The 21,125-nt window shown below is 69.8% G+C and carries 22 protein-coding genes; 10 read left to right on the top strand and 12 right to left on the bottom strand.

Annotation, left to right across the window (positions count from 1 at the left end; all coding sequences use genetic code 11):
* Positions 1-61: 61 nt before the first annotated feature.
* Together gnd and thpR are read right to left on the bottom strand one after the other, a co-directional pair.
* The gene (gnd, locus tag NMLP_RS02040; RefSeq protein WP_015408461.1) at positions 62-961 is read right to left on the bottom strand and encodes a phosphogluconate dehydrogenase (NAD(+)-dependent, decarboxylating); all 900 of its coding nucleotides are present in this window, start codon (positions 959-961) and stop codon (positions 62-64) included.
* A gap of 37 nt (positions 962-998) precedes the next feature.
* The gene (gene thpR, locus NMLP_RS02035) at positions 999-1,556 is read right to left on the bottom strand and encodes an RNA 2',3'-cyclic phosphodiesterase (RefSeq protein ID WP_015408460.1); all 558 of its coding nucleotides are present in this window, start codon (positions 1,554-1,556) and stop codon (positions 999-1,001) included.
* 83 nt (positions 1,557-1,639) lie between these two features.
* On the opposite strand from thpR, the gene NMLP_RS02030 reads away from it, so the two are divergent.
* Both NMLP_RS02030 and NMLP_RS02025 read left to right on the top strand, forming a co-directional pair.
* On the top strand, positions 1,640-2,323 hold the full coding sequence (locus NMLP_RS02030) for a haloacid dehalogenase type II (RefSeq protein ID WP_015408459.1): 684 nt from the start codon (positions 1,640-1,642) through the stop codon (positions 2,321-2,323).
* 229 nt (positions 2,324-2,552) lie between these two features.
* Entirely contained in the window at positions 2,553-4,205 is a 1,653-nt protein-coding gene (locus NMLP_RS02025) for a histidine kinase N-terminal 7TM domain-containing protein (protein ID WP_015408458.1), read from the top strand.
* Between the two features lies 1 nt (position 4,206).
* Here NMLP_RS02025 and NMLP_RS02020 read toward each other — a convergent pair whose 3' ends face one another.
* Positions 4,207-4,590 (bottom strand): hypothetical protein, encoded by a 384-nt coding sequence (locus tag NMLP_RS02020; RefSeq protein ID WP_049926022.1) that lies wholly within the window; start codon positions 4,588-4,590, stop codon positions 4,207-4,209.
* 112 nt (positions 4,591-4,702) lie between these two features.
* The gene (locus tag NMLP_RS02015; protein ID WP_015408456.1) at positions 4,703-4,888 is read right to left on the bottom strand and encodes a hypothetical protein; all 186 of its coding nucleotides are present in this window, start codon (positions 4,886-4,888) and stop codon (positions 4,703-4,705) included.
* A gap of 134 nt (positions 4,889-5,022) precedes the next feature.
* Between NMLP_RS02015 and NMLP_RS02010 the strand changes: the two genes are divergently transcribed.
* Both NMLP_RS02010 and NMLP_RS02005 read left to right on the top strand, forming a co-directional pair.
* The gene (locus NMLP_RS02010; RefSeq protein ID WP_015408455.1) at positions 5,023-5,601 is read left to right on the top strand and encodes a PAS domain-containing protein; all 579 of its coding nucleotides are present in this window, start codon (positions 5,023-5,025) and stop codon (positions 5,599-5,601) included.
* Positions 5,602-5,776: 175 nt separating this feature from the next.
* Positions 5,777-6,184 carry a disulfide bond formation protein B gene (locus NMLP_RS02005; RefSeq protein ID WP_015408454.1) on the top strand — a complete coding sequence of 136 codons (408 nt, stop codon included), beginning with the start codon at positions 5,777-5,779 and terminating at the stop codon, positions 6,182-6,184.
* A gap of 144 nt (positions 6,185-6,328) precedes the next feature.
* Here NMLP_RS02005 and NMLP_RS02000 read toward each other — a convergent pair whose 3' ends face one another.
* Positions 6,329-7,024 carry a hypothetical protein gene (locus tag NMLP_RS02000; RefSeq protein ID WP_015408453.1) on the bottom strand — a complete coding sequence of 232 codons (696 nt, stop codon included), beginning with the start codon at positions 7,022-7,024 and terminating at the stop codon, positions 6,329-6,331.
* A gap of 124 nt (positions 7,025-7,148) precedes the next feature.
* A complete protein-coding gene (locus NMLP_RS01995; protein ID WP_015408452.1) occupies positions 7,149-7,847 on the bottom strand; it encodes an acyl-CoA synthetase family protein in 699 nt (232 codons plus the stop codon).
* 304 nt (positions 7,848-8,151) lie between these two features.
* Between NMLP_RS01995 and NMLP_RS01990 the strand changes: the two genes are divergently transcribed.
* The gene (locus tag NMLP_RS01990) at positions 8,152-8,778 is read left to right on the top strand and encodes an HAD family hydrolase (RefSeq protein ID WP_015408451.1); all 627 of its coding nucleotides are present in this window, start codon (positions 8,152-8,154) and stop codon (positions 8,776-8,778) included.
* On the opposite strand, the gene NMLP_RS01985 is transcribed toward NMLP_RS01990, so the two are convergent.
* Positions 8,775-8,987 (bottom strand): hypothetical protein, encoded by a 213-nt coding sequence (locus NMLP_RS01985; RefSeq protein ID WP_015408450.1) that lies wholly within the window; start codon positions 8,985-8,987, stop codon positions 8,775-8,777. The genes NMLP_RS01990 and NMLP_RS01985 overlap by 4 nt on opposite strands.
* A gap of 175 nt (positions 8,988-9,162) precedes the next feature.
* Entirely contained in the window at positions 9,163-9,492 is a 330-nt protein-coding gene (locus tag NMLP_RS01980; RefSeq protein WP_160169573.1) for a hypothetical protein, read from the bottom strand.
* A 500-nt stretch (positions 9,493-9,992) separates the two neighbouring features.
* On the opposite strand from NMLP_RS01980, the gene NMLP_RS01975 reads away from it, so the two are divergent.
* A complete protein-coding gene (locus NMLP_RS01975; RefSeq protein WP_015408449.1) occupies positions 9,993-10,376 on the top strand; it encodes a methylglyoxal synthase in 384 nt (127 codons plus the stop codon).
* Between the two features lie 6 nt (positions 10,377-10,382).
* Here NMLP_RS01975 and pyk read toward each other — a convergent pair whose 3' ends face one another.
* From pyk to NMLP_RS01955, 4 genes are all read right to left on the bottom strand, one after another.
* The gene (gene pyk, locus NMLP_RS01970; RefSeq protein ID WP_015408448.1) at positions 10,383-12,125 is read right to left on the bottom strand and encodes a pyruvate kinase; all 1,743 of its coding nucleotides are present in this window, start codon (positions 12,123-12,125) and stop codon (positions 10,383-10,385) included.
* Positions 12,125-13,561, bottom strand: a complete 1,437-nt coding sequence (locus tag NMLP_RS01965; protein WP_015408447.1) for an aldehyde dehydrogenase family protein — start codon at positions 13,559-13,561, stop codon at positions 12,125-12,127. Before NMLP_RS01965 ends, pyk begins: the two co-directional genes overlap by 1 nt.
* Before the next feature lie 314 nt (positions 13,562-13,875).
* Positions 13,876-14,934 (bottom strand): HTH-type sugar sensing transcriptional regulator TrmB, encoded by a 1,059-nt coding sequence (gene trmB / locus NMLP_RS01960; protein WP_015408446.1) that lies wholly within the window; start codon positions 14,932-14,934, stop codon positions 13,876-13,878.
* A gap of 58 nt (positions 14,935-14,992) precedes the next feature.
* On the bottom strand, positions 14,993-16,054 hold the full coding sequence (locus NMLP_RS01955; protein ID WP_015408445.1) for a glucose 1-dehydrogenase: 1,062 nt from the start codon (positions 16,052-16,054) through the stop codon (positions 14,993-14,995).
* A 99-nt stretch (positions 16,055-16,153) separates the two neighbouring features.
* Between NMLP_RS01955 and NMLP_RS01950 the strand changes: the two genes are divergently transcribed.
* From NMLP_RS01950 to kdgK1, 4 genes are all read left to right on the top strand, one after another.
* Positions 16,154-17,467: an HAD family hydrolase gene (locus NMLP_RS01950; RefSeq protein ID WP_015408444.1), complete on the top strand. Its 1,314-nt coding sequence runs from the start codon at positions 16,154-16,156 to the stop codon at positions 17,465-17,467.
* 166 nt (positions 17,468-17,633) lie between these two features.
* A complete protein-coding gene (locus NMLP_RS01945; RefSeq protein ID WP_015408443.1) occupies positions 17,634-18,563 on the top strand; it encodes a dihydrodipicolinate synthase family protein in 930 nt (309 codons plus the stop codon).
* A 364-nt stretch (positions 18,564-18,927) separates the two neighbouring features.
* Positions 18,928-20,163 (top strand): mandelate racemase/muconate lactonizing enzyme family protein, encoded by a 1,236-nt coding sequence (locus tag NMLP_RS01940; RefSeq protein ID WP_015408441.1) that lies wholly within the window; start codon positions 18,928-18,930, stop codon positions 20,161-20,163.
* Complete coding sequence (kdgK1, locus tag NMLP_RS01935; RefSeq protein ID WP_015408440.1) at positions 20,160-21,116, top strand: bifunctional 2-dehydro-3-deoxygluconokinase/2-dehydro-3-deoxygalactonokinase; 957 nt, start codon at positions 20,160-20,162, stop codon at positions 21,114-21,116. Before NMLP_RS01940 ends, kdgK1 begins: the two co-directional genes overlap by 4 nt.
* Positions 21,117-21,125 lie beyond the last annotated feature (9 nt).

Genomic DNA, 21,125 nt, shown 5'->3' with positions numbered 1-21,125 from the left:
CCGCCGGGCGGCGCACGGCACGGGCGGCGCACGGACTGCCCGGTACGCCGGAGCCCCCTCCTCACTCGCGGCGTTTGACTTCGTGGCGGCCGAACCCGTACCGCAACCGGTTCGCCAGCCGCCGAGAGAACTTGCCCCCCTCGACGCGGGAGTCGAAACGCTCCCCGAGCGCCTCGTAAATGAGCGGGATCGAGACCTCCTGTTCGAGCGCCTCCTCGACGGTCCAGGTGCCCGTCGACCCACCGGCGACGTGGTCGTCGACGTCGCCGAGGTCCGACCCCTCCTCGCGGAACGCCTCCTCGCAGAGTTCGAGCAGCCACGACCGGATCACCGCCCCGTTGTTCCAGGTGCGCGCGATGGACTCCATGTCGAGGTCGTAGCGGCCCTCCGAGAGCAACTCGAAGCCCTCACCGTAGGCCTGCATCAGCGCGTACTCGACGCCGTTGTGGACCATTTTGACGTAATGACCCGCCCCCTGCGGCCCCATATGGTCGTGGCCCGCCGGCCCGGTCGCGACGGCGTCGAAGACGGGAGCGAGGTCCTCGTATGCCCACTCGGGACCCCCGATCATGAGCGAGAACCCGAGCTCCGCGCCCGCGGGGCCGCCGGAGGTCCCACAGTCGAGGTAGGCCGCTTCGAGCGTCTCGCCGCGGTCGATCGAGCGCTCGAAGTGGGAGTTACCGCCGTCGACCACGGCGTCTTCGGCGTCGAGCAGCGGGTCGAGTTCCGCGAGCGTCGCGTCGACGGCGTCGCCCGCGGGGACCATGAGCCAGATCCGCTTTCGTTCGGGGAGCTTCGAGACCAAGTCCTCGATCGACTCCGCGGGCGTCGCACCGGCCGACGCGGCCGCCTCGACCGCCTCGCTGTCGAGGTCGAACGCGACGACGTCGTGGTCGTCGGCGAGCACGCGGTCGACGACGATCTGCCCCATCCGCCCTAAGCCGATGACTCCGAGTTCCATACCGACGAGTCGGCGGCCCCCCAGGTGAGGGTTGTGATTAGAGCTCGATCCGGGCGACGGTCCGATACTCCAGGCCCTCGGGCGTCAACGTACTCTCGGTGAGCCGCAGGTCTTCGACGTGTAGCGGCCCGATCTCGGGGGCGGCCGATTCGAGGAACGACCGGACCGCGCCCATCGAGGTCGCGTTGTCCATCCGCGCGAGGGTGACGTGCGGGGTGAACTCGTGGGCCGACGCGTCGTAACCGAGGGCGGTCGTCTCGGCCTCGATCCGGCGATGGAGGGCGGTCAGCTCGCTCGCTCCCCGGCCGACGCCGAGCCAGACGACTCGGACGTGCTCCGGGGAGGGGAACGCGCCGACCCCCTCGAACGTCGCCTCGAACTCCCCGTCGTCGGCTCCGGTGGCCCCCACGTCGGCATCCTCGACGGCGCGTTCCAGCGCCGCGACGAGCGCCGCGACGTCGTGGTCGCCCTCGCCGAGAAACTGCATCGTGACGTGGGCCTGCCCCGGGTCCGTAAGCCGCAGTCCCGACAGCCCGGAAAGCGGTCCCTGTACGTCGGCGAGTCCGTCGAGGTCGACGCTCACGAACAGGCGCATACCCGTCCGTCGTCGCTCCCGGTAGTAAATTTCCGGGACACGCCCACCCCACTATTTTATAAACGGCGGTCGACTCCTCGAGTATGTCCTTCGATCCCGACGCGGTCGAGACGGTCACCGTCGACTCCTACGGAACGCTCGTCGACCCCTCGGCGGCCGTCGACGCCCTCGACGACCACGTCGAGGCGACCGAATCGATCTCCGACGTCTGGCGGAGCAAGTCCATCGAGTACACGATGGTCGGCAACTTCGTCGACGGCTACCAGCCCTTCTACGATATGAACCGCGACGCGCTCCGGTACGCGCTCGCGGCCCACGGCGTCGAGTTGGCCGACGACGTCGTCGAGGAGGTCCTCTCGGTGTATCACGAACTCGAGGTCTTCGGCGACGTCAGGGACGGGATCGGGCGGCTCGTCGAGGGTGGCTACCCCGTCTACGTCGTCTCCAACGGCAACCCAGAAATGCTCGCCTCGATGGTTGACCACGCCGGCATCGGCGAGTTGATCGAGGACACGGTGAGCGCCCACGAGGTCGAGACGTTCAAACCCGACGCCGAGATCTACCGCCACGCCGCCGCTCGGACGGGGACGCCGATCGGATCGATCGCCCACGTCGCTGGCCCGAGTTTCGACGTCCAGGGGTCGATGCACGCCGGGATGTTCGGCGTTCGCCTCGACCGGACCGGCGAACCGTGGGGACCCTACGGGCCGGAACCGGACCTGACCGTCGAGGGCTTTCACGAGTTCGCCGACGCGCTTGGGGTTTGATGTGAACTGTGTCCCTGTGGGCACACGCGAGACCGGGGTCGGCAACGCGACCCGCTGACCTGCATCGGTGCCTCGTCGACCTGCAGGTGCGGTTTCGGCCGTCGACCTACAGGTGCGGCTCCGGCCGTCGACCTGCAGGTGCGGTTCCGTCGTGTCGCCTTCCAGCGTCCACGCGCCCGTTTTGTCAACTCCAATATATTGAAAACGGTTTAGCAAGTACGTATCAGGTATGTTTTGGGACTCGGCTGCGCCCTACCTCGCTGCGTTTCTCCTCGCGGCCGTCGGCTGTTTCTGGGGCGCCCACCGGGCGCGGTCGTTCGAGGCACCCGTGATTCGACGGCCGCTCACCCTCCTGCTCGTGTTGACCGGCACGTGGGCTCTCACGGTAGTCCCGACTTTGCTGTCGGTTCCCAGGATAGTGATGTACGCGAGCTACGTTTTCGGGCTCGGGGTGGGCATCTCGACCGTCGTCGTCTGGTTGTGGTTCTGTTCGGCCTACGCCGGGCACGCCTACCACCTCGACAGGCGTCTCCAGTTCGTCGCTGCTGGCCTCGTCGGGGCGATTCTCGCGCTGAAGGCGACCAACCCGCTCCACGGGGCGTACTTCGAACCGACGGTCGCGTCCGATCCGTTCGTCCACTTCGCGCCCGAAGCCGGGCCCCTCTATTGGACCATCACGGCGCTGGCGTACGTCGGCTCGGGCGTCGGGCTCTATCTGTTGTTCGAGACGTACCACGAGTCGACCCTCGACACGACGAACGTCGCCGTACTCACCGTCGCTATCGGGCTGCCGGTCGCCCCGAAGCTCCTCTCGGCGTGGTGGCCCGAGTCGCTTTTGTTGTTGTACTACGAGCCGATCGGGGCCGCCGTCTTCGCCGTCGGGGTCGTGACCGTCGCCCGAGAGCGCTTCATGGCCGTCCACGTCCCCGCGCGCCGACAGCTCCCGGATCAACTCCCCGATCTCCTCTTTCTCACCGACGCCGACGGCCGCGTCGTCGATTACAACGAAAGCGCCGAGTGCGTCTTTCCCGACCTCCCCGAGCGCGTCGGCGATCCGTTTTCGGCGATCGCTCCACGCGTGGCCGACGCCGAGGACGCGACGGTCGAATTGGACCGCGATGGGGACGCCCGCAGCTACCGGATCGACCGACGACGGATTACCCTCGGCGAGGAGGCCATCGGACGCGCGGTCGTCCTCTCTGACGTCACCGAACTCGAGGCCCGGCGCCGCAGCCTCCAACAACAGACCGAACACGTCAGATCGGTCTCCGAGGCGATCGCCCACGAACTCCGAAACCCGATCGCGATCGTGCTCGGGAACCTCCGGGTGCTCGAGGAGGAAATCGACGCCGCCGACGCGATCGAATCCGGTCCCCTCGAACGCCACAACCGACGGATCGGGGCGGCGATCGAGGCGGCCGAACGGATCGACGTCGTTACCGACGACTTTATCGACATCCTCCGGTACGGGACGCCGATCGCGGAGACGAGCGAACGCCCCCTCGAGTCGGTCCTTTCGGACGCGTGGCCCGACGATACCACTGCGTTGACGCTCGAGGGTGTCGCCGACACCGGCGTCGTCGCCGACGGGACGCGGTGTGTCGAGTTGTTCCGGCTGTTGTTCCGACTCCACCGCGAACGCGGGGCGACGAGCGTCCGGGTTCGGCGCGACGGCACCGACGCGCTGGTGGTCGACAGCGACGGGGAGCCGTTCTCGACGGACACCCCCGAACAGCTGTTCAGATACGGTCGGGAGGCCGGCGAGGATTCGCGCGTGCTGTTGGCGAACGCCTGGACGCTCTCGACGCTGCACGGCTGGTCGATCGCCGCACCCGAGGGGGATCGGCTCTCGATCCGGCTGACTGACGTCTCGCTCCGTTGAACTACCCGTCGGGCTCGAAGCCCGCTTCGACCTTCGAGTCGCCCCGGCGCACGCGCCGGACGGCGAGGGCCACGAGGAGGATCCCGAGCCCCCGAACGGCTGTCACGAACCCCTCGCGCCACCGGAGCTCCTCGGGACGCTCGTAGGCGAGGCGGCCGCCCCAGCCGAGGTACCGCCGCGGGACGCAGGCCACGACCAAGCCGACGCCCCCGGCGAGACGGACGAACGCTCCGTAGGCCGCCCCGCCGAGCACACAGAGCAGGACGTAGATGACGCCCTCGGCGCGTATCGCGGCGGGAAGCCACGGCTTCGCCGTCGCGTCGTCGGGGTTCTCGAAGGCGACCCGTTCGTAGCCGCGCAGGATCCCGTTCGGAAACAGCGCCATACCCGCACCGAGCGTGGCCAGGAGGGTGCGAATTATGGTATCGATACGCATCCAGCGCGCTTGAGCTTGCCGTCGCGTCCGGTCGGCCGAACGCCGTCGGCGTGCTCGGGGGCTACTCCTCGACCGGCGTGATCTCCGAGACGAGCTGTTTACCGACGGACCGCGTCGATCCGTCGAGGAGTTCGAACTCGTACATGCTCCCGAAGTCGTCGTACTCGCGGATCGAGAGCTCGGTGTTGTCGCCGTCGGTCAAGCTGTGTGGTACCGCAAACGAGACCGTGTAGTTTCCCTCGTTCATACGTGCGATAGGGACCCGACTCGCTTGTCACTGTCGCCCGTCGTCGCGGCTCGGCGCGGCCGACGGACTCCCGAAGCGGGCACCGAAGCCGACAGGCGTTTGATCCACACCCACCTACGGACGATCCGAGGCACATGTCCCACAGAGAAGCCCTCCTCGAGTGCCTTCGGGCCGACGCGGCTGCGTTCCGGAAACGCGTCGTCGACCTCCGCGCGTGCGGTTCGGTCGCCGCCGACCGGATCGAGCGGGCGGGATCCCCGGAGGCGTTCGACGGCCCCGGGGACCTCCCGGAGTTCGACGCGTTGAGTCCGCTGGAGCGGGACCTCGTCTGGCGGCTGTGGGTGCTCGGCGACGCGTCCGTCGGGCTCACACTCGCTGGCCCGGCGTTTCAGGACACCCCGACGATCTATGCGAACCGGACGTTCCGAGCGGTGACTGGCTACTCCCTCTCCGCGGTCCGCGGCGAGAACCTCCGGCTGCTCCAGGTCCCGGAGACGCGCCCCGGTCCCGTCGCCGACCTCGCCGAGGCAATTGGGACATGGGAGCCAGTGACTGTCGAGCTACGGAACCATCGCCGTGACGGCACCCCGTTCCGGAACCGGGTTTCGCTCGTCCCGTTCGAGGGACCGTCAGGGGCCGTCGCAAACTGGGTCGGCGTACAGGAAGCCGTCGGGGAACGCTCGGAGGCTGCGTCGGGGCCTCCCGACGGCTGATCCCTACACCGGCGCCTGCCTCTATGCGCCCGCCTCTGCGTGTCGCGTCCGACCACTCACGGGGATGGCGATAGCCGACGTCTCCGGTGCGGCGGCGTCGAATCCGGGGCGATCCCGAGCCGAAAAGGCGATGCCGGGGCGACCGCTACCCTCTGTCGGAGACGAGCCCTCACGAATGCACCCACCGTCCGCCTCCCGGGCCGTCCTCGCCGCCTGTACGGTGGTCGCGACGGTCGCGACCGCCGGTAGCCTCTATTTCAGCGAGGTCCTGGGTCTGTACTCGTGTGAACTCTGCTGGATCCAGCGCATCGCGATGTATCCTCTAGTCGTCGTGTTGGGCGTCGCCGCCTACGAGGATCGGATCGGTGTCCGACGAACGGCGCTGCCTCTCGCCGTCGGCGGCGGTGCCGTCGCCGCCTATCACTCCTATCTGCAGTCCCGGCCGGCGGCGACCTGCTCGAGTGGCGGCTGTGGGAGCGTCCAGTACGAACTGCTGGGCCTGCTTTCGATCCCGAACCTCTCGCTTTTGGCCTTTTCGCTGATCGCGGCCGGCCTCGCTCTCACGACGGTCTGGAGCCGATAGCGGCCGTCCGATCCTACAGGCGGAACAGGCCGGGTGCCCCGGAGCTTGTCCCGGAGGTACGTTGCGGCCCGGTCGCCGCGACGGCTCGCGGCGGGGCACACCGCGGCGTACTGTCGTGCCCCACATTGAGGTCTCGGATCGAAATCAGCGGACCGCCCGGATCAACGAAAGCAACTCCTCGCGAAAGGCCCCCGAATCGGTCGGCGGGGCGTCCGACGCCGACCCGAGGAGGGACTCGATCCCGGAGACGGGGTAGGCCCCGCCAGCGATCCGGAAGGCCCCGTCAGTCGTCCAGACCGCGAGCCAGCCCTCGACGTCGATCCGTTCCGGGGTCGCCTCGTCGCCCCCGAGGGGGAGATACGCGGTGAACTTCCGGAGCCGCACCCGGTCGCCCGAGTCGGTTCGGAACCGCTGGCTCCGGCCGCTCTCGACGTCCTCGAACCCCCGCGACTCGAGGTCGTCGGCGAAGGTCCGCTTCGCTTGGCTCGCGACCGTCGGGCGCAGCGACGCCGGGCCGATCCCGGGGGCCAGCGGCGGTCGAAACGACAGCCGGGTCGCAAAGAAGAACCGCCAGGTGCCGTCCCCGCTCGCGGTGACGAGGTGGTTCTCGCCGGCCTCGGCTGGCGGTTCGACCGCGTCGGTGGCTTCGATCGCCCCGCGCAATCGGGCGTCCTCGTAAAACAGCGTGTAGCCGACGACCGACGCCGCGGGCATCCGGAAGACAGTCTCCTCGGTCTTTGAACGAAGCTCCCACCCCTCGTCGAGAAGCCGCTCGTGGGGAACGGTTGGGTACGCCCCTGGGGTGTCGGGGGCGTCCGTCCCGTCCGAACCGCGTGTCATCCGTGTCGCCTCCGTCCGCGTCCGAGTGCCCCGATCATACCGGGCCTTTCGGGGTCCGGACGCATCAATCCCCGGCGTGACGGCGGGGGAACGCGAGGGTCGGAGGTCGGCCCCCGCTTCGCGATCACTGAAGTCCGAGCGCGCCGACGTCGTCGTCGCGGCCGCCGACGACGAGATCACCCTCGCTCTCGGGACCGACCGAGAGTCGTGCACCGGCGACGACGGGCGCGACGAGGCCGGCCACGACGACCGCCGGTGACGTGAACGAGCCGCGGACGGCGACGGTGCCGTCCGGCCCGATCCCGTGGTCGTCGACGACCGACCGCGCCGCCGACAGCACCTCGCCGTGGCTGTACTGTTTCCCGCCCGTCCGGAGCAGCGGGTCCGACGGCTCGGGGGGGTTCGGCGGCTCCGTCGGGTTCTCGCTCCAGACGTCGCGCTCGAAGTACGAGACGGCGGGGTCGGACGGTGGATCGCCGTACACGACTCGCTTCGTGGCTGGACCGACGGCGTGGGCGTCGAGGTCGGCCGCGGGGACGACCAGCGCGCGCGTCGCGTCGTCGAGTTCGGCGGGCGGGCCGAACCGGACGACTCCGCCGAGGGCCGCCGCCCCGTACAGCGTCAGAACGGGTTCGGCGGTCGGGTCGTCGGCGACGGCGACGCCGACCCCTTCGCGTACGCCGAGGAGACGAAGGAAGTTCCCCGTCTTCCAGGCGCTCGTGCAGAACCGCCGATAGTCGTAGTGTCGGCCGGCTGCCGGCACGTCGAGAGCGGGCCGATCGGAGCGGCGGTCGCGTGCGATGGCGTCGCCGAGTACGTCCATGCGGGCGGTAGGCGCGCCCGTAATTTATATCCGTCCTCGAATCCCGGCTGGCGCCCCGCCGCCGCACGGAGACTCTCCGTCGCCACACGGAGGCGTTCGGGTTCCGGGGCGGTAGCCTCGTGGCCACGTACCTCACCCGCGTTGTCAGGGTGATCGTCGACACCTCCCGGGAGGCCGCCGGCGGGACGGCGATCGGTGTGGGGTAGGGCGGCCCCGGTTCGGGGCGGCCGATCGACAGCGACTCGCGTCGCTCCCTCCGGTCGCCCACAACGCATTTTACCGCGGACCGCCTACACATCGGCGGATGAGCCACGCCGCCTACGACCGGTGGGTCTTCGACCTCGACGGCACGCTGGTCGACGTCGACCCCAACTACGTTCACGAGGTGATGGGTCGGGTCGGAGACCGACTGGGCTACGGCTTCACTGGGCGACAGGCCGAGACGCTCTGGCACGGCTTCGGCGGCGACCGCGGCGAGCACCTCCGGGCGTGGGGGATCGACCCCGACCGCTTTTGGTCGGTCTTTCACGACGAAGAGGACGCGGCCGCCCGCGCGGAAGCGACCTTCCTGCACGAGGACGCAGCCGTCGTCGGCGAACTCGACGCGCCGACGGCGCTCGTCACCCATTGTCAGCAGTACCTGACAGCCCCGGTGTTGTCGGCGCTTGACATCCGCGATTGGTTCGACGCGGTGGTCTGTTGTGACGCCGAGACGGGGTGGAAGCCCGACCCGGAGCCGGTTCGGCGGGCGCTGTCGGCGGCCGACGCCGGGTCGGGGCGGGGCGTCCTCGTCGGCGATACACCCGGCGACGTCGGCGCGGCGTGGAACGCCGGTCTCGAGGCGGCCCACGTCGAGCGGCACGGCCACGAGCGCCGGGGCTGTTGTGTAGTCGGCGACCGTCGGGTCCGGCGGGTGGACGAACTGGCCTAGTCGTAGTGCTCGTCGTCCAGCGGCAACTCGAAGTCGACTGTTTCGACCGACTCGACGGCGGTTTCGAACACCAGGCCGTCGCCGGTCTCGGAATCGGGTACGGCCAGGCGAACGCGAATGCCGTCGCCGTCGTTCCGGACGTCGGTGTCGGAAGGACAGAGGAACTCGGCGTCGATGTCGGCGACCTCCAGCGCTGTGTCTCGGGCCATGTTCGGCCGAAATCAGGCGTCCGGATTGAGCGTTTCGGACGAGGGTGCCACACGGGTCCGTCCTCGGGGAGCGACCGTGACTCCCGGGAGACGGGCGGCCGGGAAGTGAGCGTTCCGCGGGCCGGATGGAGCCGTCGCCCGTCGAACACCGGCAGGGTTAAATTTTTAGGTAGACCTAAACGAACCAACGCATTGACGACCGACCGGCGGCGGGAACGGACGGCTCCTCACCCGGGGACACCTGACACTTCTCGTCGTCGGTCTGGGCGCGGTCGCCGCGGCGCGGCTGTTCGATCCGGCGACGACCTTCGAGACGATCCGGGCGGCCGACCGCCGGCTGCTCGCGGTCGCCGTCGCGATCTACGGCGTCTCGTGGCCCGTCCGCGGCCACCACTACGGCGGCGTCCTCGCCGTCATGGGGCGTCGTTGCGGGCTCGGGTTCCTCATCGCGGCCGTCCTTGTGAGCCAGACCGCGAAGGCGCAATATCGTCCAGGGCTTCGGCACACTGCGTTGCGAACGCTTGGGCGTTGTGTGCCGGGCCGCGCTGGTTACAGAGGTAATATACGGAGTTCGAAGGGACGGTGTCAAGCGCGTTCGTCACGAGCGTCGTCTTCCCAGTGCGCCGCCGACCGTACAGGACGAGGAGTTGACGCTCACTGCCAGTGAGATGCGAAGTGAGCCAGTCGCGCTCGGAACGTCGGTCAATCATTATACGTACGATAATATGATCGCGGACACAAGATGATTTGTCAGCCAGCGGAGCCGCGATGTTCTCGGCAAGCAGAAACGACACCTGCATGGCTACGATCCCGGCAGATCCCCGAAACTGGCGTCGACATGCTTATAACCTGAAGCAGTGGGGTTCCGCTCGCCACGGTGACAACGACGGAGGCGGGGACACGGCGATCCGTCGGGCGTCGAGATGGCGTCGACGGACACGCTCGACCCGGCCGGGGCGGCCGTCCCGCCGAGGGGTTCAATAGGGGACCCCGAGTGGGTCTGGTATGCGCATCGCGCTCATTGCACACGACGACGAGAAGCCCTCGATGGTCGAGTGGGCGAAAGAGCACGAGTCGATCCTCGCGGCGAACGACCTCATCGGGACGGGGACCACGGGCGGGCGGCTCAACGACGAGACGGGGCTGTCCGTCACCCGACTGGAGTCGGGACCGCTCGGGGGCGACCTGATGATCGGGGCCGAGATCGTCACCGGCGACTGCGATGCGGTGATCTTCTTTCGGGACCCGATGACCGCCCAACCCCACGAGCCGGACATCTCCGCGCTGTTGCGGATCTGCGACGTCCGCGGCGTTCCGCTGGCGACGAACCGGGCCAGCGCGACGGCGCTGCTCACGGGGCTCGTGGACGCAGGCAGCGCGGAATCGTGACCCCCCTCAGCGCTCGTCGACCGCGGCCTCGTAGACGACGCCGCGGTCGCCGTCGACGGTGACGACGTCCCCGCCCGACAGCGACAGCGTGGCGTCGCCGACCATCGGCACCCCCAGCTCGCGGGCGATCATGGCCGGATAACTGGTCATCCCCGACTGGGCGGTGACGATCGCCCCGATGGCGGCGAGATCGCCGGTGAACTCCCCCTCGAAGTCGCCGGGGAGGACGACCACGGCGCCGTCAGGGCAGCCCGCGAGGTCGCCGTCGGGGGCGACAAGCGCCGGGCCGACGGCGCGACCGGCACACACCCCACGGCCGCTGGCGAGCACCTCGGCGGCGACGTGGACCTTCATCGTGTTCGTGGTGTTCGCGCCCTCCAGTTCGGTCATCATCCCGGCGAGGACGACGACGGTGTCGCCGCTGTCGATCACGCCGGCGTCGATGGCCTCCGACGCCGCCGACTCGATGAGTTCCGTCGCGCCGTCGGCGGGGGAGGGCCGGTATCGGGGGAGGACGCCCCAGCGCAGCGCCAGCCGTCGGCGGACGGCGTCGTCGGGCGTCACCGCGACGATGGGCACCGCCGGGCGGTACTTCGCGACCTTGTGGGCGGTGTACCCCGACTCGGTGACGGTGACGACCGCCTCGGCGTCGACGTCGCGGGCGAGATACCGCGCCGAGCGCGCGATGGCGTCCGTCCGGGGCTCGCCGGCCGGGGGGACGCGGTTCTCGCGGGACTCGGCGTACTCGTCGCTCGATTCGACGTCCGCGACGATGCGGGCCATCGTTTCGACGACGTTGACAGGATCGTCGCCGATCGCGGTCTCGCCCGACAGCATCACGGCGTCGGTGCCGTCCAGGACGGCGTTTGCGACGTCGGAGGCCTCCGCCCGCGTCGGCCGGCGGGCCTCGATCATCGAGTCGAGCATCTCGGTGGCGGTGATCGCCGGGACGCCCGCCGCCTGGGCCTTCCGGACGATCCGTTTTTGAATCAACGGGACGCGCTCGAGTGGGCACTCGACGCCGAGGTCCCCGCGGGCGATCATCACGCCGTCGGCCGCTTCGAGGATCTCGTCGATGCGATCGACGGCCTCGGCGCGCTCGATCTTCGCGATCACCGGGATGTCGGCGCCGAACTCCTCTAGGGTGGCGTTGACGGCGTAGACGTCCGCCGCGGAGCCGACGAAGCTCGCGGCGACGTAGTCGACGCCGGCCTCGGCGGCCAGCCGCAGCTCCTCGCGGTCGCTCTCGTTGACGAACTCCAACCCGAGGTCGACGCCGGGGACGTTGACGCCCTTGCGGCCGCCCAGTTGGCCCCCCGAATCGACGACGACGACGGCCGTTTCGCCCTCGACGCGCTCGACGGTCGTTTCGATCCGACCGTCGTCGAGCAGGACGCGATCGCCCGCTTCGACGGCAGCGATCGACGCCGAAAGACCGATGACGTCGCCGTCGACCGTCTCGCCCTCGGCGAGACGGCGCGTCGCTCCCGTCGGGACCGCCACCGACTCGCCCTCCCCGAGCGGGGCGGTCCGGATCTCGGGACCGGGAACGTCCAGAAGCGTCGCGACGGGAGCGCCGTCGACACCGGCGGCGCCGTCGACGCGCTCGATGACCGCCTCGCGGTGCTCGATCGTCCCGTGGCTGGCGTTCAGCCGGGCGACGGACATCCCGGCGTCGGCGAGGCCCTGTATCGTCTCGGAGTCGTCGGAGGCGGGCCCCAGCGTGCAGACGATCTTGGCTCGGCGCATCAGAGGATGATGCTCTTGCGTTCGAGGAAGGCCTCGATCGTGTAGCCGATGCCCTCCCGGCCGATCCCCGAGTCCTTCGTCCCGCCGAAGGGGATGTCCCCGAGACCGTGACTCGGCGCGCCGTTGATCCGGACGCCGCCGACCTCGAGGCGGTCGGCCACGCGCATCGCGCGATCGTAGTCCGCCGTGAAGACGGCCGCGTCGAGACCGAGCGATCCGCCGTTGGCGACCTCGAGCGCCCCGGCCTCGTCGTCGAAGGTCGTCACGGCGACGACGGGACCGAACTGCTCCTCGTGGACGATGCGGGCGTCCTGGGGGACGTCCGCGAGCAGCGTCGGCTCGAAGAACCGCCCGGAGCGGGCGCCCCCGCGGACGAGCGTCGCGCCCCGATCGAGGGCGTCCTCGACGAGCTCCTCGACCCACTCGGCCTGCTCGTGGGAGATGAGCGGGCCGAGAGAGGTCTCCTCGTCGAAGAGGTCGCCGGGCTCGAAGCCATCCATTTCCGCGTCGATCCGGTCGACCAGCTCGTCGTGGGCGTCCTCGTGGACGAGCACGCGCGAGACGGCCGAGCACCGCTGGCCGGCGTACTTCAGCGAGCCCGAGGCCGCCGCCGACGAGGCCGCCTCGAGGTCGGCGTCGGGGAAGACGATCGCGGGCGCGTTGCCGCCCAGCTCCATGTGGAGTTCGACCATCCCGCTGACTCCGGCGACGTGTTTGCCCGCGCCCGAGGAACCCGTCATCGCGATGGCGTCGATCCGGTCGTCGCCCGCGAGCACGTCGCCGATCTCGCTCGCTCGGCCGGGGACGAACCCGAAGGCCCCCTCGGGCAGGTCATCGGCGGCGTCGACGATGATCTCGGCGAGGATGGCGGCGCTGATGGGCGTCTTCGACGCCGGCTTCAGGATGACCGCGTTGCCCGCCGCGAGCGCGGGGGCGACCTGCAGGGCCGTCGTCGAGAGGGGGTAGTTGTACGGCGTGATACAGAGGGCGGTCCCCACCGGTTCGTGCCGGACGATCGCGCGCCAGCCCTCGTGGCCCTCGGTCGTCCCCTCGATGTATTCGCCCTTCAGCGACCGGGCCTCCTCGGCGGCCCGGCGGAACCGTTCGGCGGCGGCGTCGACCTCGCCGCGCGCACTCGAGATCGGCTTGCCGGCCTCCCTGACGATCACGTCGGCGAGTTCGGCCTTTCGGGCCTCGATCCCGTCGGCGATAGCAGTGACCCACTCGGCGCGCTGGACGACGGTCGTCTCGCGCATCTCGACCTCGGCCGCCTGCGCGGCGGCGAGGGCGTCCTCGGCGTCGGCGGGCGTCGCGGCCGAGACGCTCGCAAACGTGGTGTCGTCGGTGAGGTCGGTCACGTCGATGCGGTCGGCGGTCGGGGTCCAGCGCCCCTCGATGTAGAGTTCGTCGTGATTGAGCGTAGAGTCGGTAGCCATACCCTACGGTTGTCGCGAGGGAACAAAAAATTTACTCACGATAGAATAAAGAATACACCACCGGTGAGGAGCGGAGCGGACACCGGGAGACGACGGTACGAGACGCTATCGGTGGCGTATTCGAGTCGGGGGCGCGGATCGACGCGGGCCGCCGGCGTCCGGGCGGTCCCGCCGACCGGGCGGGCGGCTACCGGGCCGACGACACGAAGGGACACGCGACGCTCGGGGCGGCTACCGGGCCGACGACACGAAGGGACACGCGACGCTCGGGGCGGCCGCCGGAACGCCGGGCGCCCGCCGGGAACGTTCCCCGCTTAGGGGTCGAGCGCCGGCGGAGCCTCGCGGTCGATGACCAACTCGTGGGCCTCGATGTCCTCGAAGGCGGCGGCCTGGCCGCCGACGTCCAGCGTCTTGTCGCCGAGGTCGAGCGTGATGGCGGCGGTCCCGCGGTCGACGCTCGCGCTGATGTCGACGACCGCCCCCTCGACGGTCCGGAACTGCCCGGACTCGACGTCGCGGCCGCGGACGGAGGCGTAGAACCGGCCATCGCCGTTTTCGATGTCGCGCACGCAACGCCGGATCGTCGCGTACCGCCGCGGGAACGGGCGTTCGCGCCGGCTCTCGGCCAGCGTCGTCGACGACGGCCAGACGACCGTGTTCAACAGCCCCAACACCAGAAAGCCGAGTTCCGAACGGTTGAAAACGACGCCGTAGTCGTCGCCGCGACTCCGCAACGCCGCGCGCGTGGTGTACACCGAGTACGTCCCGTCGGCGACGGCGACGAGCGGCGTCGTGACGCCGCGTCGCGAGCGAGCGATTGTCGCGACGCGCGTGTAATCGAAGCAATCCGGATCGGGGACGTCGGTGCTCGGCGAGAGGAGCAACTCGATCGTGACGCCGGCGTCCTGTTTGGCCGTCAGTTCGGACTCGAAGCGACCCAGGAGGTCGGGCGTCAACGAGAGGACGAGTTCGTAGTCGGCGCTCGCGATGACGTCCTCGACGTACCGGAGGATGGTCCGCCGCGAGGTGACGAGCGAGACGGCCTCGGCGTCCCGGGAGGGCGCGGTGTATCGGTACTCGAGGCTCTCGATCAACTCTTCGAGGGTCGTGCGGGCGTCGCCGAAGGCCTCCTCGGGATCGACCGCGAGCACCTCGAGGGGTCGCGAATCGCGGAGTTCGACGAAGCCGTTGTCGGCGAGGCTTCGAACGGTGTCGTACACCCGGGGTTGGGGGATGTCCGTCGTCTCGGCGATCTCCGAGGCGGTGAGACTCCCGTGTTCGAGGACGGCGAGGTACGCGCCGATCTCGTACTCGCCGAAGTCGAAGCGCTCGCCCAACCGCGAGAGATCACCGGACAACTCCTCGTCGGCCATACGTGACACTCAGACCGGGTCCTAATATGGGTTGTCGTGGGCGAACGACGCCGGCGTCTCACGGCTCGTCGAAGGCCACCGCGGTCTTGATCGTCCCGTCCGTGCGCTCGAAGGCCGCTTCGAACGAGTCGAAGGGGGCGACCGTGGTGACGAACGCCTCGGGGAACCACTCGGGAAACCCCCCGAGCCGCTCGATCGCCGCACGGAAGTGGGCGGGACCGGAGTTGACGCTGCCGACGATGGCCTTGTTCTCCATGACGAGCGCCTTGTGGAGTCGGCCGCCGTCGATCTCGAAGCTCCACGGCTCCGGGACGCCGAGCAGCGCCGCGACGCCGTTCGGAGCGAGCGCGTCGATGCTCTCGAAGGCGTGTTTGGCGTACCCGGTCGCCTCGTAGACGAGGTCGGCCGGTTCGTGGGCCGACGGAACCTCCGGGACGGGGGTCTCCCGGGAGTCGACGTAGGTCGCGCCCAGCCGTTCGAGGACGTCGATCGTCGGGTCGGGGCGGTCGCTGCGGCCGAGACAGTACACCTCGAAGCGCTCGACGAGCATCGCGACCGTCACCAGCCCGAGCGAGCCGTTCCCGAGGACGAGCGCGGTCTCGGGGTCCCACCCGAACGACGAACGCGAGGCCGCGGCGAGCTCGAGGGCCTTCTCGGAGATGCTGATCGGCTCGACCAGAAACCCCCACGGCGCCGTTTCGGGCGGGACGGAAAGCAGACACTCGGCGGGGCTGGTAAAATACTCGCTCATGAAGCCGTGCGCGCCGTCGATGCCGCGCTCGAGGGTCGCCTCCGGGGGCGCCATGTCGGCCTCACCGCGCTCGAAGTACTCGTTTTCGCCCCCGGGCGGCGGCCGGCGGACGGTCGGGACGACGAACTCGCCGCGGGAGAAGCCGCTCCCGTTGGGGTCCTCGACGACGCCGACCGCCTCGTGGCCCAGTATCAGGTGCTCCTCGCCCGGCGGCGGGCTGCCGTGGTTGCCGGCGATCACCTCGTGGTCCGTGCCGTCGACGCCGACCCGGTGGGTCCGAACCAGGACCTCCCCCGCCCCCGGCGTCGGTCGCGGCACCTCGAGGATCCGGGGCCGTCCCTCGCCCGGCTCGACTCCGATGGCTTTCATACGCCACCGTCGCCGGGCGGAGGGAAAATGCTTATCCTTATCCGAGTAAACCTTGCATCCGAACGCCCCCGGACGGTTCGTCCGGGCCACACACCACACATGGAACGTTACGACCTGCTGTACCGACTCTACGAGGAGTTCGACACCGAGACCCTCCGGGCCTACCAGGAGTTCGTCGACCTGTTCCCACCCGTTGACTCCCGCGTGACGCTCAACCAGTGGCAGGAGATCAACGCGGAACTCGACGACCGAAAGGACGACGTCAGAGACAGCTTCCCGCTCGTCGGCGACACCTACGCGGAGTTGGCGGCGTCGGCGACGCGCGAGCAGGCGTTCGGGGCGCTGGACCTCTACAGCAAGTACGATCGGGGCGTCAACGTCCTCGTCCTCGACGTCGACGAGACGCTCCGGTCGGCCGGCAACACCGACAACGAAATCCCGCGGGAGACGCTGCACCTGTTGACCCGGTTCCACGAGGACGGGGTGCCGATCGTCATCTGTACGGGCCAGACCCTCGAGAACGTCAAGGGCTTTCTCATCCAGGGGCTCGGCAGCAGGATGGTCCACTCGGGGACCGTCAGCGTCGTTTACGAGGCCGGGACCGGAGTGTTCACGCCCGGCCACGGCCCCGACACGAAGCGGCTCCGCTACGAGACGCTCGGGGCGGACGTGCGGGACATCTTCAACGGCGTCCGGACGCGCGTGCTCTCGGACGCGCCGCCGGACCTGCGCCGTGGGTGTCACCTCCAGGGCAACGAGTTCAACGTCACCCTCAAACCCAACTTCGAGACCGCAAGCGAGGACGCCGAGCGCGTCATCGAGCGCGCGCTCGTCTACCTCCTCGACCTCCTAGAGGACAGCGTCGCAGCCGTCGTCGACGCCGACCGGAACGGTGAGAACGAAACGGACACGGAAGCGAAGGCGAACGCGGACCCCGGGACCGACGTCGGGGCGGCGACGGCGGGGTTCGCCCGGGCCTACTACGCCGCCGACGACCCGGAGATCGCGGCCGTGCTGGCCGCCACCGACGAGGAGCCCGACACGACGCGTGCGGACGTCCCCGAGGCGTTCGCGGCGGCGTTCGACCGGATCGACGTGGCCTACTACGAGGCCGACGCCGCGGAGATCGGCTCGCTCGAACTCGACAAGGCCGCCGGCGTGGAGGCCGCCTTCGAGGTGCTCGGCATCGAAGACCCCTTCGCGCTCGTCATGGGCGACTCCAAGAGCGACCTCCGCGTGATGGAGTGGGTCGACGAACACGACGCCGGGATCGCCGCCGCCCCCGAACACTCCTCGCCCGACGTCATAACGCACGTCGCCGGGACCGACGACCTCCGGTTCGCCCGCGGCGACGCCCCCGACGTGCTCAGAACCGCCTACGCGCTCAACCGCCTGGCCGCCCTCGACGAATGAAGGAAAACGCCCGACACGAAACTGACGGACGAACAGCCCTCTCCCGAAGCGGACGAACCGAGACCCCGCGGCCGAGACGAACGGACCGTCGCGTCTCCGAACGGAGGGGCCGCGAGATCACGCCGGAGTGGCCGTCCCGATCCCGGCCGGGGGCGGGGGCGTAGCGATGGGTGATCCGGGGGACGCCGACGCGGATCGCGGAACCGAGCCCGGGGCAGCCCCGGAGCTTTCGGGGGTCGTCCCGCCGACGCTGACCGCCTTCGACGCGGCGGGGGACCTCGATACGGACGCGACGGTCGCCCACGCGCGCTTCGTCGTCGACGGCGGCGCGGACGCCGTGTTCCCGCTGGGGACCAACGGCGAGTTCGCGCTGTTGACCGCGGGGGAGCGCCGTCGGGTCGTCGAGGCCGTCGCCGGGGGCGTCGACGCGCCGGTGATCGCCGGCGTCGGCGCGCCGAGCACCCGCGAAACGGTCGAACACGCCGAACACGCGGCCGGGGCGGGCGTCGACGGCGTCGTCGCCGTCACGCCGTACTACTATCCCCTCGACGGCGACGGGGCGGTCGCCCACTACCGGGCCGTCGCCGAGGCGGTCGACGTACCCGTCTACGTCTATCACATCCCGAGCAAGACCGGCAACCGGCTGTCGCTAGAGACGCTCTCGAGAATCGCGGACGTCGACGGCGTCGCGGGCCTGAAGGACTCCTCGAAGGACGTCCCGTGGCTGGCGCAGGCGATCGACGCCAACCCGGAGTTGCGGTTTCTCGTCGGCTCGGATTCGCTTTTGCTCCCCGGGTTGCAGTTGGGGTGTGGCGGGCTGGTCAGCGCCGTCGCCAACGTCTTTCCGGGGCTCGTCGCGTCGCTCTACGACGCCCACGTCGACGGGGACGAGACCGAGGCGCGGCGGCTCCAGTCGACGGTCTTCGACGTCCGGACGGCGCTCAAGCGGGGACCGTACATGGCGGGCGTCAAGGCCGCACTCTCGTTGCGGGAACCGGGGTTCGACGTCGGCGGCCTGCGTGCGCCCCTCCGGACGATGGACGACGACGGCCGCGAGCGACTGCGAACGGAACTCGCGGACCTCGGGTTGATATAGATGGACGACACGCGAGGACGCGGGGGGCGACACACCGGCCGCCGCGGCGGGATCCGTACGGGGACCGGCGTGGCCCGCGGGCCGGCGAACCCTTATAAACGGACCGGCGTCGATCGCGGACGAGCACTCCCGTCGGACCGGCGGGAGCCGCGCCCACACCGACGGGAAACGAACGCATGATCCACACACAGAACACGACCGACACGGACGGCACCGAGCGGACGAACGCGGGGACGGGGTTTATAAATCCCGTCCGGGGATCCCGAGGCCCCGCCGCGGCATTTATAAATCACGGCCGAGGAGACCGAAACCCCGACTCTGGACTTATAAATCACGGCCGGGCCGGAGGCGGGGTGGCGGGCAGATGAGCCCCGACTACGGCTCGCTGCACGACCCGAACGCGGAGTACACGATGCGGGACCTCTCCGGGGAGGCGATGGGGCTCGCTGGCTCGCGGGGGGCCCGCGACGTCGAGATCACGGACGTCCAGACGACGATGGTCGACGGGAACTTCCCGTGGACGCTGGTCCGGGTGTACACCGACGCGGGCGTGACGGGGACCGGCGAGGCCTACTGGGGTGCCGGCGTCCCCGAGCTGATAGCGCGGATGACGCCGTTTCTCCTCGGCGAGAACCCCCTCGACATCGACCGCCTCTACGAGCACCTGATCCAGAAGACGTCCGGGGAGGGCTCCGTCGAGGGCGTCACGGTCACCGCGATCTCGGGGATCGAACTCGCGTTGCACGACCTCGCCGGGAAGCTCCTCGGCGTGCCGGCGTATCAGCTGTTGGGCGGGAAGTACCGCGACGACGTCCGCGTCTACTGCGACTGCCACACCGAGGCGGAAGCCGACCCCGAGGCGTGCGCCGACGAGGCCGAACGGGTCGTCGAGGAGCTGGGCTACGACGCGCTGAAGTTCGATCTCGACGTGCCCTCGGGCCACGAGAAAGACCGGGCGAACCGCCACCTCCGGCCCGGCGAGATCCGACACAAAGCCGAGATCGTCGAGCGGGTCACAGAGCGGGTTCGAGACCGCGCGGACGTCGCCTTCGACTGTCACTGGACGTTCTCGGGCGGGTCGGCAAAGCGCCTCGCCGCGGCCATAGAGGAACACGACGTCTGGTGGCTCGAGGACCCCGTTCCCCCGGAGAACCTCGAGGTCCAGACGGACGTCACGGAGTCGACGGTCACGCCGATCGCGGCCGGCGAGAACCGCTATCGCGTCACCGAGCACCGGCGACTCATAGAGGACGGCGGCGTCGACATCGTCGCGCCAGACCTGCCGAAGGTCGGCGGGATGCGCGAGACGCGCAAGATCGCCGACGTCGCCAACCAGTACTACGTCCCCGTCGCCATGCACAACGTCGCCTCGCCGGTCGGGACGATGGCGAGCGCCCACGTCGGGGCGGCGATCCCGAACGCGTTGGCCGTGGAGTATCACTCCTACGAACTCGGGTGGTGGGACGAACTGGTCGAGGAGGACGTCATCGAGGACGGCCGGATCGAGGTCCCGGAGCGTCCGGGACTCGGGGTGACGCTCGATATGAACGCCGTCGGCGAACACCTCGTCGACGGGGAGACGCTCTTCGACGACGCGTGAGCGACCTCGTCACCTTCGGGGAGGCGATGTTGCGGCTCTCCCCGCCCCGCGGCCGCCGGCTCTCGCGGACCGACCGCCTCGACGTCGCGGTCGGGGGCGCAGAGAGCAACGTCGCGGCCGCGGCCGCGGCGCTCGGGACCGACACGATGTGGCTCTCGGCGCTCCCGCGGTCGCCCCTCGGCGAACGGGTCGTCCACGCCCTGCGCGGCGAGGGGGTCGACCCGGAGGTCGTCCGGACCGACGAGGGCCGCGTCGGCACCTATTACTTCGAGCACGGGAGCGCCCCCCGGGACCCGACCGTCGTCTACGACCGGGCGGGAACGCCGATCCGGAGCCTCGAACCGACCGAGCTCCCACAGTCGGTCGTCCGGACGGCGGAGACGTTCCTGGCGTCGGGGATCACGCCGGCGCTGTCGGACCAGGCGGCGGAGACGACCGAAACGCTACTCGCGGTGGCCGCCGAGGCGGGCGTCACCACCGCCTTCGACGTCAACTACCGGTCGAAGCTGTGGTCCGAGCGCGAGGCCGAACGGACGCTTGCAGGCCTCCTCGAGCACGTCGACGTGCTGTTCGTCGCCGAGCGGGACGGCCGGCGGGTGTTCGGAATCGAGGGGGACGCCGAGGATATCGCCCGGCAACTCGCCGGGGCGTACGGCTTCGAGCAGGTCGTCGTCACGCGGGGGGAGGCGGGCGCGCTCGCGGTCGACGACGGCGCCGTCCACGAGCAGGCCGCCTTCGAGACCGACACGGTCGACCCGGTCGGCTCCGGGGACGCCCTCGTGGGCGGCTATCTCGCGCGCCGGCTGGCCGGCGAGGACGTCCCGGACGCGCTGGCGTGGGGCGTCGCAACGGCCGCGCTGAAGCGAACCACCGAAGGCGACATGGCGAGCGTTCCAGCCGAAGCGGTCCGGTCGCTCGTCTCGAGTGAGGACGGCGGCGGGATCGATCGATGAGACCGGGCG

Origin of the sequence: Natronomonas moolapensis 8.8.11 (genome assembly GCF_000591055.1) — an archaeon.
Classification (GTDB): domain Archaea; phylum Halobacteriota; class Halobacteria; order Halobacteriales; family Haloarculaceae; genus Natronomonas; species Natronomonas moolapensis.
This window is presented reverse-complemented; position numbering and strand designations above follow the sequence as displayed.